This window comes from Micromonospora sp. NPDC000668 (assembly GCF_042897975.1).
Lineage (GTDB): Bacteria > Actinomycetota > Actinomycetes > Mycobacteriales > Micromonosporaceae > Micromonospora.
The window spans coordinates 348,095-363,869 of sequence record NZ_JBIAYP010000003.1; the positions used below are offsets into that span (position 1 = coordinate 348,095).

At 72.0% G+C, this 15,775-nt stretch carries 13 protein-coding genes; 5 read left to right on the forward strand and 8 right to left on the reverse strand.

What is annotated here, in order from left to right:
• Window positions 1–139: 139 nt before the first annotated feature.
• Together ACFY29_RS17825 and ACFY29_RS17830 are read right to left on the reverse strand one after the other, a co-directional pair.
• Window positions 140–3,142, reverse strand: a complete 3,003-nt coding sequence (locus ACFY29_RS17825) for a UPF0182 family protein (RefSeq protein ID WP_386987407.1) — start codon at window positions 3,140–3,142, stop codon at window positions 140–142.
• A 97-nt stretch (window positions 3,143–3,239) separates the two neighbouring features.
• Entirely contained in the window at window positions 3,240–4,253 is a 1,014-nt protein-coding gene (locus ACFY29_RS17830; protein WP_355613671.1) for a PDZ domain-containing protein, read from the reverse strand.
• 114 nt (window positions 4,254–4,367) lie between these two features.
• On the opposite strand from ACFY29_RS17830, the gene ACFY29_RS17835 reads away from it, so the two are divergent.
• Window positions 4,368–5,663 (forward strand): zinc-dependent metalloprotease, encoded by a 1,296-nt coding sequence (locus ACFY29_RS17835; protein WP_386987410.1) that lies wholly within the window; start codon window positions 4,368–4,370, stop codon window positions 5,661–5,663.
• Between the two features lie 95 nt (window positions 5,664–5,758).
• Here ACFY29_RS17835 and ACFY29_RS17840 read toward each other — a convergent pair whose 3' ends face one another.
• Window positions 5,759–6,370, reverse strand: a complete 612-nt coding sequence (locus tag ACFY29_RS17840; protein ID WP_386987413.1) for a hypothetical protein — start codon at window positions 6,368–6,370, stop codon at window positions 5,759–5,761.
• A gap of 287 nt (window positions 6,371–6,657) precedes the next feature.
• On the reverse strand, window positions 6,658–7,188 hold the full coding sequence (locus tag ACFY29_RS17845; RefSeq protein WP_328420088.1) for a M48 family metallopeptidase: 531 nt from the start codon (window positions 7,186–7,188) through the stop codon (window positions 6,658–6,660).
• A 513-nt stretch (window positions 7,189–7,701) separates the two neighbouring features.
• Between ACFY29_RS17845 and ACFY29_RS17850 the strand changes: the two genes are divergently transcribed.
• The 3 genes from ACFY29_RS17850 to ACFY29_RS17860 all read left to right on the forward strand — a co-directional run bounded on the left by ACFY29_RS17850 (window position 7,702) and on the right by ACFY29_RS17860 (window position 10,565).
• Entirely contained in the window at window positions 7,702–7,872 is a 171-nt protein-coding gene (locus ACFY29_RS17850) for a DUF5679 domain-containing protein (RefSeq protein ID WP_167457767.1), read from the forward strand.
• A gap of 238 nt (window positions 7,873–8,110) precedes the next feature.
• A complete protein-coding gene (locus ACFY29_RS17855) occupies window positions 8,111–9,208 on the forward strand; it encodes a TOMM precursor leader peptide-binding protein (RefSeq protein ID WP_386987416.1) in 1,098 nt (365 codons plus the stop codon).
• A gap of 10 nt (window positions 9,209–9,218) precedes the next feature.
• A complete protein-coding gene (locus tag ACFY29_RS17860) occupies window positions 9,219–10,565 on the forward strand; it encodes an AarF/ABC1/UbiB kinase family protein (RefSeq protein ID WP_328420092.1) in 1,347 nt (448 codons plus the stop codon).
• A gap of 301 nt (window positions 10,566–10,866) precedes the next feature.
• Here the strand turns inward: ACFY29_RS17860 and ACFY29_RS17865 are convergent, their stop codons facing one another.
• The 3 genes from ACFY29_RS17865 to ACFY29_RS17875 form a co-directional block, all read right to left on the reverse strand.
• Window positions 10,867–11,232 (reverse strand): WhiB family transcriptional regulator, encoded by a 366-nt coding sequence (locus ACFY29_RS17865; protein WP_328420094.1) that lies wholly within the window; start codon window positions 11,230–11,232, stop codon window positions 10,867–10,869.
• 130 nt (window positions 11,233–11,362) lie between these two features.
• Window positions 11,363–11,611: a hypothetical protein gene (locus tag ACFY29_RS17870; protein WP_328420095.1), complete on the reverse strand. Its 249-nt coding sequence runs from the start codon at window positions 11,609–11,611 to the stop codon at window positions 11,363–11,365.
• A 124-nt stretch (window positions 11,612–11,735) separates the two neighbouring features.
• Complete coding sequence (locus ACFY29_RS17875) at window positions 11,736–13,901, reverse strand: ATP-dependent DNA helicase UvrD2 (RefSeq protein WP_386987421.1); 2,166 nt, start codon at window positions 13,899–13,901, stop codon at window positions 11,736–11,738.
• Between the two features lie 93 nt (window positions 13,902–13,994).
• Between ACFY29_RS17875 and ACFY29_RS17880 the strand changes: the two genes are divergently transcribed.
• On the forward strand, window positions 13,995–14,237 hold the full coding sequence (locus tag ACFY29_RS17880) for a mycoredoxin (RefSeq protein ID WP_328420097.1): 243 nt from the start codon (window positions 13,995–13,997) through the stop codon (window positions 14,235–14,237).
• A gap of 65 nt (window positions 14,238–14,302) precedes the next feature.
• Here the strand turns inward: ACFY29_RS17880 and ACFY29_RS17885 are convergent, their stop codons facing one another.
• On the reverse strand, window positions 14,303–15,595 hold the full coding sequence (locus ACFY29_RS17885) for an MFS transporter (protein ID WP_386987424.1): 1,293 nt from the start codon (window positions 15,593–15,595) through the stop codon (window positions 14,303–14,305).
• Window positions 15,596–15,775 lie beyond the last annotated feature (180 nt).

Sequence of the window (15,775 nt, forward strand, 5' to 3'; positions counted from 1 at the left end):
TGCCGCAGGTTGCGGGCCGGTCGGACCCTGTCGGAGAGGCGACAACGGGACCGGCTGCGGGTACGGCGGAGCCCCCGGCGTCAGGACCGGATGGGTCCGACGCCGAGGGCTCCGAAAAGGGTGCTCCGGGTAGTGCGGGTCAGCCGGTCGGGCTGACGCTCGGCGCCGGACCACCGGTGGGCGTACCGGCCGGGTTGGCCGCCTGCTGCGCCTGCTGGAAGGCGGTGAGCGCCTCGTCCAGCGCCTTCAGCGCGCGACCGTACCGCTCGAAGTCACCGGAGGTCTGCGCGGCGCGGACCTCGGTGATGGCGGCCTGCACCCGATCCGCGGCGGTGGCCAGCTCGCCGGTCGGCGGCGGAGTGCCGGTGCCGGCGCTCGGCGTCGGTGCCGGCGTCTGCGTCGGTGCCGGCGTCGGTGTCGTCGGGTTGCCACCGGTGGTCGGGGGTGGCGGCGCGCCCTGTCCGGCCCGCTTGCCCTGGTCGACCAGTTGCTTGATGCCGTCGTTGATGTTGTCGGCGAGCGCCACGAACGAGCCGCCGTCGCCGTACGAGAGCAGCACCTTCTGCAACAGCGGGTACGCGTCCTGCTGGTTGCTCTTCACGTAGACCGGCTCGACGTAGAGCATGCCGTCGGCGAACGGCAGCGAGAGCAGGTTGCCGTACTGCACCTGCGCCTGGTTGCTGGAGAGCAGGTTGAGCTGCTGGCGGATGTTGGCGTTGTTCGTCATCTGCTGGTGCACCTGCACCGGGCCGGAGATCCGGGTCTGGTCCGGTAGCTCCAGCACCTCCAGCCGGGGCTTCCCGTCGACGTACGACCCGGAGATCAGCGCGGCGAGGTTCTGCCGGCCGTTCGGGGTGACCGCGGAGGTGAGCTGGAACCGCGGGCCCTCCTGCTGCCCTGGGAACTGCGTGAACAGGTAGTACGGGGGCTGCTTCTGGCCGCTGTCCGGCGCGTCCGGCACGTTCGGCACCTGCCAGAAGTCCTGCGCGGAGTAGAAGTCGCCCGGGTTGGTCACGTGGAACTTGGTGAGCAGGTTGCGCTGCACCTTGAACATGTCCGCCGGGTAGCGCAGGTGCTCGGTCAGCTCGACCGGGATCTCTTCCTTCGGCAGCACCAGGTCACCGCCGAACGCCTTGTTCCACGCCTTGAGCACCGGATCGGTGTCGTCGTACTCGTAGAGCTTCACGGTGCCGTCGTACGCGTCGACCGTGGCCTTCACCGAGTTGCGCATGTAGTTGACGTTCTCCCGGGCCAGCTGGAAGGTGCCCCGGTTGGTCAACTCGTCGGTGGTCTCGGTCTGCAGGTTGACCCGCTCGGCGTACGGGTAGGTCGCCGCCGTCGTGTAGCCGTCGACGATCCACTGCACGCGGCCGTCGACCACCGCCGGGTACGGGTCGCCGTCCAGGGTGAGGAACGGCGCGACCTTCTCCACCCGGTCCCGCGGGTTGCGCACGTAGAGCAGCTTGGAGTCCTTGTTGACCGCCTCGGAGAGCAGGAAGTTCGACTCCTGCTCCTTGATGGCGTACAGCAGTCGCCGCGGGAAGGAACCGATCTCCACGCCGCCCTCACCGGTGTAGGTGTAGGACTCGCCGCCACCCTCACCGACCGGCCGGTCGAACTCGGCCTTCTTGTTCGGGTCGGCCTGGCCGACGATCGCGTAGTCGTCGGCGGCCATCCGCTCGCCGTAGTAGATGCGCGGCTGCTTCGCCGGGATCTGCTCGGTCTGCGAGGAGCACGCCTCCTGGGCCTTCTCGCCGAGGAAGCCGGAGACGAAGAACGGCTGCCCGCCGCAGACCACCTGGTTGGCCGGGGCGGCCACCAGCCCGTACCCGTGGGTGTAGACGGTGTGCCGGTTGATCCAGGTGTTCTGCTGGTCGGTCAGCTCGCCGTAGTTGATCTCCCGGACGCCGACCACGTAGTCGGAGGTCTTGCCGTTCACCCCGTACCGGTCGATGTCCAGCTTGGGGCCGAAGTCGTAGAAGCCACGCACCTGCTGGAGCTGGGTGTACGTCTCGCTGACCAGCTGCGGGTCGAGCAGCCGCACGTTCGACACCACCGAGGTGTCGGTGGCCAGGTTGGCCGGCGGGGTGAGGTTGCTCGCCGCGTACGGGGTGGTCTCGGTGGCCGCCAGCCCGAACGCCGCCCGGGTCGCGTCGATGCTGCGCTGGATGTACGGCGCTTCCTTGTCCTTGGCGCTCGGCTTGACCTCGAAGGTCTGCACCGCCCAGGGGTAGATGCCGCCGATGGCCACCGCGGAGACGCCGAGCAGGGCCAGCGAGATGCCCGGCCAGACCAGGTTCCGCATCCAGGCGTTGGAGAACACGATGATCGCGATCGCCACGACGATGGAGATGTAGGCCAGGATCTCCTTCGCCGGCAGCAACGCGTTGACATCGGCGTAGCCCGCGCCGTACAGCTTGGCGCCCTCGTTGTACTCCAGCAGCATCGCGCGCCGGTCCAGCACGTACGCAATGGCCTTGAGCAGCACGAAGACCGCGACCAGGCTGCTCAGGTGGGCCCGGGCCGCGTTGCTCATCCGGTCCCCGACGCCCTGGAGGCGGACGCCGCCGAAGAGGTAGTGCACCGCCAGCGCGCCGATCACGGCCAGCACCACGGCGGTGAAGGCGACCCCGAGCAGGTACCGCCAGAACGGCAACTGGAAGACGTAGAAGCCGATGTCCACGCCGAACTCCGGGTCCTTGATCCCGAAGTCGCCGCCGTTGCGGAAGAGCAGCCACTGGTTCCACCGGCTCTGCGCGGAGAGACCGGCGAAGAGCCCCACCACGGCGGCGGTCAGCGCGATCCAGGTGCCGAGGCGCGGGCTGAGCGCCATCCGGTAGCGCTCCAGGGTCGCCTGCTCGACCGAGTGCGGACGCAGCCGCGGGCGCAGCCGGTGGGCCAGCCACAGGTTGCCGCCGACGATCAGCGCCATGCCGAGGCCGACGGCGAGGAAGAGCAGCAGCCGGGTGACCAGCACACCGGTGAAGACCTCGGTGTAGCGGACCTCGTCGAACCAGAGCCAGTCCGTCCACGCCTGAACACCCCACCCGAGCAGGGTGAAGAGCACGAACACCCCGACCAGCACGGCGATGGTGACGCGTCCGCGCCGGCTCATCCTCGGAAGGGGGCTGCTGCTACGCATTACCACTGTTGGCTCCGCACGCTCGAATATGATCGGCTCCGACCAGGCACCCAGAGTACGGGGTGTTCCTGAACGTGGCGGGGCACGGTCACACGAGTCAGCAGCGGGTCGGCTGGCCCCCCGCGCGCAGCGTCTCCAGCGCGGTCAATGCTTCGTCCAATGAGCCCACCCGCAGCAGCGGCAGATCGGGCTGCGGATTGCGGACCGCCTCGGCACAGTTGTCGGCCGGTACCAGGAATGCCTTGGCCCCGGCGCGCTTCGCGCCGACCAGTTTCTGGGCGATCCCGCCGATCGGGCCGACCGCGCCCTCGTCGTCTATGGTGCCCGTGCCGGCGATGACCTTGCCGCCGGTGAGGTCGGCCGGGGTCAGCTTGTCGATGATGCCCAGGGCGAACATCAGGCCGGCGCTCGGCCCGCCGATGTCCTCCAGGTCGATGTCGAGCGTGAACGGGTGCGGCTGCTGCTGGTCGATCTCGACGCCGATCCGCGGCCGGCCGTCCTGCTCGCGGCTGGTCACCGTCGCGGTGGCCGGCACACCGTCACGGGTGTAGCCGATGGCCAGGGCCGTGCCGGCCGGCTTGGCCCGGATCAGCTCGGTGAGCTTCGTGGCCACCGGCACCGGCTGGCCGTCGACCGAGGTGACCACGTCGCCGACCTTGAGCTCCCCGGCGGACGGGCCGTCCGCGGCCACCGTCTTGACCACTACCTGCACCGGGAAGCCCAGTTCGCGCAGTGCGGCGGTCTCAGCGCTGGTCTCCGACGCCTGGAAGTCCTCCGCGTTGCGCTGCTCGACCTGCTCCGTCGACTCCCCCGGCGGGTAGACCAGCTCCCGCGGCACCACCGCCTCGTCGTCGGAGAACCAGCCGGCGATCGCGGCCCGGAGCCGCACCGTGGGCTGCACCCCCACCGTGGTCAGCCGGAGCTGGCCGGCGGAGGTCGACGTCTCCCGCCCGGAGATCTGGATGATTTCCTTGCCGTCGGCCGTGCCGAGGGTGTTGACCGTCGGGCCCGGGCCGAGCACCACGTACGGGATCGGCACCCGGAGCACCCCGATGCTCAGCAGGGCGGTGAACAGGGCACCGAGCAGGACCGTCAGGCCACGACGTCTCATGCGGCAGAGAGTACCGACCGCCCAGAGCGCGGCTGCCGGATGCGCGCACGACTTCGCCCTCAGCGCAACGCCAGCGGCGGCGACCTGGGGCGCGGCGCGCGTACCGTAGACGTCGTGCCTGATATTCCGTTCGGTTTCGCGCTCCCGGGTGGGCAACCACCAGACCCCAACGATCCCGCGCAGATGCAGCAGTTCATGTCGCAGTTGCAGCACCTGCTCTCCGCGCCGGGCAGCGGGCCGGTCAACTGGGACCTGGCCCGGCAGGTGGCGGCCAGCCAACTGGCGGCTGCCGGCGACCCGGCGGTGTCGCCGTACGAGCGCAACGCGGTCGAGGAGGCCCTGCGCCTCGCTGACCTGTGGCTCGAACCCGCCTCGGCGTGGCCCTCCGGCATCCAGTCCCCGGTGGCGTGGAACCGGAACGAGTGGATCTTCAAGACGCTCGACGTCTGGCGCAAGCTCTGTGACCCGGTGGCCAGCCGGATGGTCGGCGCGATGGGCGACCTGGTGCCGCCGGAGGCGCGCGCCCAGCTCGGCCCGATGCAGTCGATGGTGGCCACCCTCGGTGGCGCGCTCTTCGGCGGCCAGTTGGGCCAGGCGCTCGGCTCGCTCGCCGCGGAGGTGCTCTCCGCCGGCGACATCGGGCTACCGCTCGGCCCGGCCGGCACGGCCGCGCTGATCCCGGCCAACATCCGGGCGTACGGCGAGGGCCTGGAGCTTCCCGAGGACGAGGTACGCCTCTACGTGGCGCTGCGCGAGGCCGCCCACCAGCGGCTGTTCCAGCACGTCCCGTGGTTGCGCGGGCACGTGCTCAGCGCGGTCGAGATGTACGCCGCGGGCATCCGGGTCAACCGGGAGGCGATCGAGGAGGCGATGGGCCGGGTCGACCCGACCGACCCGGAGTCGATGCAGGCGATCGCCCTGGAGGGCATCTTCACGCCGGAGGACAGCCCGGCCCAGAAGGCCTCGCTGGCCCGGCTGGAGACCGCGCTGGCCCTGGTCGAGGGCTGGGTGTGCCACGTGGTGGACAGCGCCGCCAGCGACCGACTGCCCAACGTCGTCCGACTGGGTGAGGCGTTCCGCCGTCGCCGGGCCGCCGGCGGTCCCGCCGAGCAGACCTTCGCCGCGCTGGTCGGCCTGGAGCTGCGCCCGCGCCGGCTGCGCGAGGCGGCGGCGCTCTGGGCCGCGCTCACCGAGCACCGCGGCATCGCCGGTCGGGACGCCGTCTGGGGCCACCCGGACCTGCTCCCGTCGGACGACGACTTCGCCGACCCGGTCGCGTTCGCAATGAACGACATGGACCTGAGCGAGTTGGACAACTTCGACTTCACCGCGCCCGGCGGGGTGGAGGAGAAGGCCCCGGGCCAGCCCGACGACACCGACGGCGAGACCGACGGCGACGCCAAGCCCTGACGACGGCGATGGGTGCCCGCAGATCACCGCGGGCACCCGGCACCAGGCTTCTGGCGGCCGGTCAGGCTGGTTGACTCGGCAGGCTGGTTGACCGGTCAGGCAGGGCGGCCCGAGCCCGAGAGCAGAGCGCGGGTGGCCTCCCAGCCCTCGAAGGCCGGGTCCAGGGTGGCCAGGTCGGCCGGGCCGCGCAGCCGGCGCCAGCCGGCGGTGACCGCCACGTCCTGCGGTCGAGGGGCACCGGCCCGCGCGTCGGCCGGGCTCGCGGTCTCCAGATCCAGCGGAGGCAGCCAACCCGGCACGGGCAGCCGTACGGCCACCCCGAGCAGGCCCGGTCCGCCGCCCTCCACCGGAGCGACCGCCACCGGCCGGGTGGTGAGCGGGCGCAGCAGCTTGCCGACGGTCAGCGCGGGCAGGTCGGGTACGTCGCTGGCGAGCACCGCCGCCTGGTCGTAGCAGCCCTCCAGCGCGGCGAACACCGCGTTCGGCGTTGGCTCGGGCACCTCGTACACGGCGGTGCCGGGCCAGACCAGCGCGTCCGCCAGAGCACGGTCGGCCGGGGTCACCGCGACCGCGACCTCCACCTCGTTGAGCGTGGCGAACAGGTCGACGACGTCCTCGGCGAGCGCCGCGCGCCAGTCCTCCCGGTCAACGCCGGGCGGCGACCAGTGCACCGGCCCCAGCAACGCCACCACCACCCGCCGCGCCATCCCCCGACCCTAGCGCCCCCGACGCGGCCCAGCCCGGCCCGGCCCGGCGTCGCCCGGGCAGGGCCTCGCCTGGCGCGGCCCGGCGCGGCCCGGCGCGGCCCGGCGCGGCCCGGCGCGGCCCGGCGCGGCCCGGCGCGGCCCGGCGCGGCGCTCCCCCCATGATCGACTCCATATCGGCGATGGTGGGGTGTCCTGGAGCGCGGACAGCGCGATATCGCGGACATGGAGTCGATCTAGGGCGCCGGAGGCCAGCCAGCCCATCAGGGCGGGGCGATCAGGGCGGGGGATCAGGTGGGGAGCGGGGCGCAGGAGGCGGCGGCGACGCCTTCGAGGTAGCCACGGGCTCGTTCCGCCTTGGGGTAGCGGCCGACCAGCGCCCAGAACCGGGCGTTGTGGCTGGGCACGATGAGATGGGCAAGCTCGTGCAGCAGCACGTAGTCGATGACCCACTCGGGCATGTCCTGCACCCGATGGGAGATCCGGATGCTGCGGTCGGCGGGGGTGCAGGAGCCCCACCGGCCGTTCTGGTTGGTGACCCACCGGACGCTCGCCGGCACCGCCTTCGCGCCGTACCCGACGAGGTAGAGATCGATCAGCCGGGTGGCCCGGGCCAACAGCTCGTCGTCGGAGCGGGCCAGCCGACCCTCCCTGGCCGCGAGCCGGGCCAGCATCCGGTCGACCCACTCGCTCTCCTCGGCCCGGGAGAACTGGTCCGGGATGAGGACGACGACCCGCTCACCGTCACGGTACGCAGACACCGTACGTCGTCGGCGCTGGCTGCGCCGCACCTCGACGACCGGCTTGCGCGTCCCCGCCATCACTGGCCCGCGCAGCCTCGGCTACGTGTCACGAAGGAAAGCTAATGCGTACTGACCAGGGGTCCGCAAGAGTCAACCGCACGACACGCGCCCAGAAAATGGCGATTGGTCGCCCGGCGTCCCGAAAATTTCTTGGTCGGGTTGCCGCCAGGCCATCTCGTCACCCTTCGTGAACACCGATGGCGGCGCTGCGCGGCTCCCCTCCACCGTAGGTGATCACCCCCGCTCGCGCCTCCGCGGGGCCACCCGCACGGGTGGCTGAGAGGGTTTGGCCGGCGTGTCCCCGCCAAACTGACTTATCAGACCTAATTCGCCATGCACACTCTCGACGTCGACTAGCTCACAGTGTCGATGCACAGCTGACATGGAACCGCCCAGACCTGGGTAGGGTCCGCGGACCAGCGGTCACGATGGTGGCTGCGGAGTGAGACCCAGCGCCGGCGCCCCCTGTGGCCCGCCGCCGGGCACCCCGCCGGGACGGTATTGACCGGCGGACGAGACGAGGAGGGCACCGTGGCCGACCAGGCCCAGACGACCTACAACGGTTACTGCGTGAAGTGCAAGGAGAAGCGGGACTTCGAGGGGCACGTCGAGGTCTCGAAGACCGGGATGAACATGGCCAAGGGCAAGTGTCCGGTTTGCGGCACAACAGTGAACCGCATCCTCGGCAAGGCCAAGGTCTGACCCGTACGGGTGGACGGGGGCGGGGTGGCCAGCGACGGCCACCCCGCCCCCGTTGCCGTATCGGACGGTGATCACCGCAGTGCGGCCACCCGGTCATCGACGGTCTGTCGGGTGACCGACACCGTTACCGGCAGGTTGTGGATAACCGGGCAAATCCTGTGGACAGCGCTGGACAGCGGCCCGGCCACCTGTGGACAACGATCGACCGAGCGCACGGACGCGGTCACGATTCGTCATCATGAGCCGTACCGCGCTGCCCCGCCCCACGCTGCTGCCCGGCCTCAGCCGGCTCTGGCGGGACCGGCACACCCTCCAGCTCGGCATCGGCCCGGGGCCCGCCGTCCTGCTGGAGCTGGCGAACCCGCGCGCTGCCCGTCTACTCGACCTGCTGGACGGCACCCGCAGCGAACGCGCCGTGCTGGCGCACCCAGTCGCCACCCAGGTCTCCACCGACGAGGCGTACAGCCTGCTCGACGCCCTGCGCGCGGCGGGCCTGCTGGTGCCCGCACACAATCTGCTCCCCCGCGACCTGGCCGGCCCGGTCCGGGCCCGGCTCGCCGCGGAGGCCGCCGCGCTGGCCCTGGCCGCGGCCCGGCTGCCCGGCACCCCCGCGCAGGTCCTCCGCCAGCGGCTGGCCGCCCGGGTGCTGCTCACCGGCGCCGGGGCGCTCGGCGGGTCGCTGGCGGTGGCGCTGGCGCAGTCCGGCATCGGGCAGGTGATCCCGCACCTCACCGGCCCGGTACGCCCCGTCGACCTGGTCGGCACCGGCATCCCCGCCAGCGAGCTGGGCCAGCCGTTGGCGCCGGCGGTACGGGCCGCGGTCAACCGAATCGCGCCGGGGACCGGCACCCACCCGGGCCGGCCGACCCGCTTCGACCTGGTGATCCAGCTCGGCACGGACCGTCCGCCCGCGCTGCTCGCCGCCGGTCTCGCCCAGCGCCGCCAGCCGCACCTGCTGGTCACCGTGCGCGAGGGCGTACCGGTCATCGGGCCGCTGGTCCGCCCGCCCGCCGGGCCCTGCCTGCACTGCGTCGAGCTGCACCGGGCCGACCGCGACCCGGCCTGGCCACGGCTCGCCGCCCAACTCGCTGCCGCCGAGCCGATGGCGGCCGGCGCGGCCGGCACGCTCCTCGCGGCCACCGGGTACGCGCTGGCCGAAGCGCTGGCGCAGCTCGACGGCGGCAGTCCGGAGACGCTGGGCGGTGCCATGGAGATCATCGGCGCCGGCCGCCTCCGCCGCCGGGGCTGGCCGCCACATCCCGCGTGCGGGTGCTCGCGGAGCGGGCGTGGGCACCAGCCCAGCCGCAGAGCAGCAACGGAGCCCTCCGGTCGGTAACAATGACCGTGTGACCGACATCCCGCGCCGGGCCGTGTCCCGGACCGCCAAGCTCGCCGCTCTGCCGCTCGGCTTCGCCGGTCGGACCGTCCTCGGCATGGGTAAGCGCGTCACCGGGCTCGCCTCCGACGTGATCTCCGCGGAGATCCAGCAGCGCACCGCCGAGCAGCTGTTCAGCGTGTTGGGCCAGCTCAAGGGCGGCGCGATGAAGTTCGGCCAGGCGCTGTCGGTCTTCGAGGCGGCCCTGCCGGAGGAGATCGCCGCCCCCTACCGCCAGGCCCTGACCAAGCTCCAGGAGGCCGCACCGCCACTCCCCGTCGCCAGCGTGCACAAGGTGCTGACCGAGCAGCTCGGCCCGGACTGGCGGGACCGGTTCGTCGAGTTCAACGACACCCCGGCCGCAGCGGCCAGCATCGGGCAGGTGCACCGGGCGCGGTGGCGCGAGCCGGGGTACGGCCCGGCGGGCGAACCGAACAGCCGCGACGTGGCAGTCAAGATCCAGTACCCGGGCGCCGGTGACGCGCTGCTCGCCGACCTCAAGCAGCTCTCCCGGCTGGGCGGGATGTTCCGGGCCATCCAGCCCGGCCTGGACGTCAAGCCGCTCCTGGCTGAGCTGCGCGAGCGGATCACCGAGGAACTGGACTACGAGCTGGAGGCCGAGTCGCAGCGCACCTTCGCCGCCGCGTACGCCGACGACCCGGAGATCTACATCCCGGCGGTGGTCTCCACGTCGCCCCGGGTGCTGGTCACCGAGTGGGTGACGGGCACGCCGCTGGCCGACATCATCCGGGAGGGCACCGAGGAGCGGCGGGACGAGGCTGGCCGGCTGATGGCCACCCTGCACCTCTCCGCGCCGCAGCGGGCCGGCCTTCTGCACGCCGACCCGCACCCGGGCAACTTCCGGCTGCTGCCCGACGGCCGGCTCGGGGTGATCGACTTCGGTGCGGTGGCTCGGATGCCTGAGGGCACACCGGAGCCGATCGGTCGCATCGCCGCGCTGGCCCTGCGCAGCGACGCCGACGGGGTCGTGGCCGGGCTGCGGTCAGAGGGGTTCATCAGCCCCACGGCGGAGATCGACGCCGAGGGGGTGCTCGACTTCCTTCGGCCGATGCTGGAGCCCATCGCCGCCGACGGGTTCCGCTTCACCCGGGCGTGGCTGCGGGCCGAGGCGGCCCGACTGGCAAGCCCCCGCTCCCCCACCTACCAGCTGAGCCGGCAGCTCAACCTGCCGCCGTCGTACCTGCTCATCCACCGGGTGACGCTCGGGTCGATCGGGGTGCTCTGCCAGTTGGAGGCGAAGGCCCCGTACCGGAGCATCCTGGAGCGCTGGCTGCCGGGCTTCGCCCCCGTCGCCTGAACACACCGTTGACGCCAGGAAGGGCGGGTGCCGGTGGCACCCGCCCTTCTGCGTGGGGTGGTACTAGAGAACGCCCAGGTCGCGCGCCGACTGGTTACGGCTGTTCATGGCGACGGTACGGGCGGATCGGGTTGCCTCAGTGCTCGTGGTGGTACGACCGGCCTGAGGCCGCCGCATTCGAGCCCTGGACAACGCTTCGTGGAGTAGTTGCATCTCAAAGGCTCCAGTCGGTACGTGCAACATCGTTTTCTCACTCGCTGCCGGTGTGACACCGGCGTAGTTGGGACGGATCGGGAACATGTCAGGCTGCCAGCCGGACCGCGCCACGCACCTCGGACAGCCCACTGGCCGCCAGGCGCGCCTCGGCCTCGACCCGGAGCTCGGCGTCACGGGCGACGTCCTCCTTGCGCGGACGGCCACGGGGCCGCTTGCGCGGGACGACCGCGCCACGCTCGAAGATCTCGCCGCCCCAGACGCCCCACGGCTCCGCTCGCTCCACCGCTCCGGCCAGGCACTCGACGCGCAGCGGGCAGTCCCCGCAGAGCGACTTGGCCAGCTCGAGCTCGGCAGGCGAGTCGGAGAACCACAGGTCGGGGTCGAACTTCCGGCAGGGCAGGTTCGCCTCCATCTCGACGCTCACGTCGAGGGGGGCCAACGCCAGACTCATCGCCCGGTCACCTCTCTCTCACTTCGATCTCGTGGATCGCATTCCGACGTACTTCGGCAGGGCAAAAAACTGAGGCCGCGGATCCCGGTATGCGGGTTCCGCGGCCTCGAAGTGAGCCGGTGTCTGATGGTCAGACCGGTCTACCTCGAGGTGGAACGCCGCGGACATCCATGCGCTTCTTGGCGCCCTGAATGCCCATGCCCGTGAAGCCACTGGTCCCCTCGACTCCGGTGGGTGCAACGGTCAGGTTCAGCTCGGCCTGAACCTGGTGCACCTGCGGAACCGACGGTCGTGCAGCCACAAGGGCCACCCGGACAGCCGACAGCGGAGCGTGGACAGCTGGCATCGCCGCCAGACGCTCATAGGTGAAGATCTTCACGGGTGCCACCTCCCTCAACGTTCCTCGGATCGACTGGACCAACCCCCCGTGAGCAGCCGGAATGGCGCCGCTCGCGTGGTGTGTTCTGAGGCTATTCCTCGCGCCGGGGCGAGGGCAAACGAATTTACGACGAGATTTCGAAAGTTTTCTCCGGGCAGACATCGTCCACCCCCGCGCCCCCCACCAGCGCCAGCACCGACTCCCCATAGAGGCCCAACTTGCGGGGGCCGATACCAGCGATGGCGATCAACTCCTCCGGCCGGCCGGGCCTCCGCTCGGCCAGCGCGGTCAGCGTGGCGTCCGTGAAGATCACGTACGCCGGCACCTTCTGCGCCCCGGCCACCCGCTGACGCCACTCGCGCAGCCGTTCGTGCAGCTCATCGTCGATATCGGACGGGCAGGTGGGGCAGCGCCCCAGCTTCCGATCCGGGCCGGCGAGCAGGGTGGCGCCGCAGATCCGGCAGGAGACGATCTGGGTGCGACGCCGCTCGGTGCGGCGGGCCGGACCGGTGCTGGCGACGGCCCGCTCGGTCCCACCGGAGCGGTCCAGTTGGGGGAGGAACCGCGACGGCCGCCGGGCCCGTCCGCCCGGCGAGCGTGCGGCGGCGTACGACAACCAGAGCCACTGCCGGGCGCGGGTGATCCCGACGTAGAGCAGCCGACGCTCCTCCTCGACCTGCTCGACGGTCTTGGCGTACGTGGTGGGCAGGGTGCCCTCAGCGAGGCCGACCAGGAAGACCGCGTCCCACTCCAGCCCCTTGGCCGAGTGCAGCGAAGCCAGCGTCACCCCGTCCACCGTCGGCACGTGCTGCTGGGTGGCCCGGCGGGCCAGCTCCTCGGTGAAGTCGGTCAGGGTGACCGCGCGCTCCACCGAGGCCGCATCGCCGATCGGCAGCACCTCGGGGGTGGCCGCGTACTCCTCGGCCAGCTGGACCAGCGCGGCCAGCGCCTCCCACCGCTCGCGGGCGGCGCCGCCGGCCGGGGGTGCGTCCGGGGCCCAGCCGACCGCGGTGAGCGCCTCGACGACGGCGGTCGGGAGCGGCGTCTCCCCCGGGATCGACCGGGTGGCGGCGCGCAACGCGACCATCGCCTGGCGTACCTCGGTCCGTTCGAAGAACCGCTCCGCGCCCTGCACCACGTACGGCACCTCGGCCTCGGTGAGCGCCTTCTCGTACGCCTCGGACTGCGCGTTGGTCCGGAACAGCACGGCGATCTCCTTCGCCGGCGTGCCCGAGTCGATCAACGTCCGGCAGCGGGTGGCCACCGCGGTCGCCTCGGCCGGCTCGTCGGTGAAGATCCGCAGGTCCGGCTCGGGACCGGCCGGGCGCTGCCCGCTCAGCTCCAGGCGCAGCCGTGCCTCGGTGCCCCGGGCTTGGGAGATCACCGCGTTGGCCAGGCCGACCACCTGCGGGGTGGAGCGGTAGTCGCGGACCAGCCGGACCACGGTGGCTCCCCGATGCCGGCGCGGGAAGTCGACCAGGTATCCGGAGGTCGCCCCGGTGAAGGAGTAGATCGTCTGGCTGGCGTCGCCGACCACGGTCAGGTCGTCCCGGCCGCCCAGCCAGGCGTCCAGCAACCGCTGCTGGAGCGGGTTGACGTCCTGGTACTCGTCGACCACGAAGTGCCGGTACTGGCTGCGGACCTGCTCGCCGACGTCCCGGTGCTCCTCGATGCCCCACACGGCGGCGCGCAGCATGTCCTCGAAGTCGATCACCCCGTTGGAGCGCTTGAGCTGCTCGTACGCGGTGAACACGTCGGCCACCTTCGTCGGCTCATGCGGGGTGTCGCGCAGCGCCCGGGCCGCCGCCACCACGTATTCCCCCGGCTCGACCAGCGACGACTTGGCCCACTCGATCTCGCCGGCCAGGTCCCGTGCGGCGGCCCGGTCGGTCCGCAGGCCGACCCGGGCGGCGGCGAGGGTGACCAGGCGCACCTTGCTGTCCAGCAGCTCAGGCATGGCCCGGCCGGCCAACAGCCGGGGGGCGAAGTAGCGCACCTGGCGCAGTGCGGCGGCGTGGAACGTGCGCGCCTGGACACCGCCCACCCCGAGCACCGTGAGACGACTCCGCAGCTCGGCGGCGGCCCGGGCGGTGAAGGTGACCGCGAGCACGTGCCGGGGGGAGATCTCGCCGGAGAGCGCCCGGTGGGCGATCCGGGAGGTGATCGCGCGGGTCTTACCGGTGCCGGCGCCGGCCAGGATGCAGACCGGCCCGGCGGGCGCGGTCACCGCGGAGCGTTGCTCAGGGTCCAGCCCGGCGAGCACGCGTTCCGACGCTGAGTGAACCACCACAACCAGGAATCATCTCAGCTACCCCGGACGTTGCAGCGAACAGCCTCGGCTTGATCCGCAAGCCGCCGGCCGAAGGAGTTGGAGGATCCGACCATGCTGACGATGTATTCCACCCCCTGGTGCGGCTACTGCCACCGGCTGAAGTCGCAGCTCGACCGGGAAGGCATCGGGTACGAGGTGGTCGACATCGAGCAGGACCCGAAGGCCGCGGACTTCGTGATGAGCGTCAACGGCGGCAACCAGACGGTGCCGACGCTGCGCTTCGCCGACGGCAGCGCCCTGACCAACCCCTCGATCAACCAGGTCAAGCAGCACCTGGCGGCCCTCACCGCCTGACCGGTCGGCTCACCCTCGACGAGCGGCCGCCCTCTGGGGCGGCCGCTCGTCGTGTCCGGTATCCGTCACCGCCCCGGCGGTCGGTGGGTGCCGGCCACCTGCCGCTCGGCGTCCTCGGCCGCGCGCCGGGGTGCCGGAAGCGTCGGACGGCTCGGCGGCGTGGGCGGGCGGGCACCGAGCGGCGCGCTCAGGTGCCGGCCCTGCCAGAGGTAGCCGCCAGCGGCCATGGTGGCGACCCCGATCAGCGCGAACAGCGCCCGGTAGTCCAGGAACCCGACCAGCAGGGCGCCCGCGCCGATGGAGAACGCCTGCGGCCCGCTGATCACCGCGTCGGTGGCCGCGGCCACCCGGCCGACCAGCCCCGGCGGGGTACGTCGCTGGATCAGCGTGTGCAGGCCCACCATGGTCAGCGGGAGCGAGACGCCGGCCAGCAGCACCGCCGCGAACCCGAGCCGGAGATCGGGGTACGCGAGCGCGAGCGCGGCCGGCCCGAACAGGGCAACGCCGGTGGCCAACGTGCCGACCTCGCCGAACCGGCGAATCAGCGCCGGCGAGCACAGCCCACCGAGCAGCCCACCCACGCCCTGCACGGTGACCAGCACGCCCACGAACGCGGCGTCCCGGTTCAGCCCTTGGTCGACGTAGGCGAAGATGAGCGACTCGCTGAAGCCCATCACGAGCGACCCGAGTCCGTAGCCGAGCAGTGCCCGGCGCAGGGCCGGCTCACCGGCCAGGTGTCGCAGCCCGGCACCCAGCTCGGCCGGCCAGCGCAGCCGCACGGTCGGCGGCGCCGGGTGCGGGGTGGGCAGCGCGGTCACCACCGCCGCCGCGGTCAGGAAGCCGACCATGCCGATTCCGGCCAGCGCCCACCCGCCGATCGCCGCGTAGAGCGCCGCGCCGGCCAGCGGGCCGATCAGCCGCAGCCCCTGTCGTACGGTCTGCAGCACGCCGTTCGCCTCGGCCAGCAACTCCACCGGCACCAACTGCCGGATCAGCCCGCTGAGTGCCGCGCTGAGCGTGATGTGGGACAGGCCGTACAGGGCCGCCACCAGGTAGACGAGCCAGACGTCGCCCGCGTCCCGGACCATGAACAACGGGGTGAGCAGCGCCGCGGTGACCAGGTTCGCGGCCACGAAGAAGGGCCGGCGCGGGTAGCGGTCGACGAACCAGCCGACCAGCGGCGCCAGCGTCATCGGTGCGATGACGGCGAAGATCGTTGCGCCGGCGAGCCCGTCGGAGCCGGTCAGGTCCTTGACCCAGATGGCCAGTGCGAGCAGCAGGATCGACTCGGCGGTCATGCTAGCCAGCAGGCCGCCAAAGAGCAGGCGGAAGTCGGGTCGGCGCAGGACGGTGCGCATGGGTCCCTCCGGCGGGATGGCGTGCTCGGGTAGGCGTGGTCGACGGGCCGCGACCACGGGTCCGCCGTGATTCGGCGTACCCGTGGTCGTCTTTTTCTGCAAGACACGCCCCCGCCGGAACCTCCGACGCCGGCCGCGCCCTCCATACTGACCGTGGGGGGCGAATCTCATACAGTTACC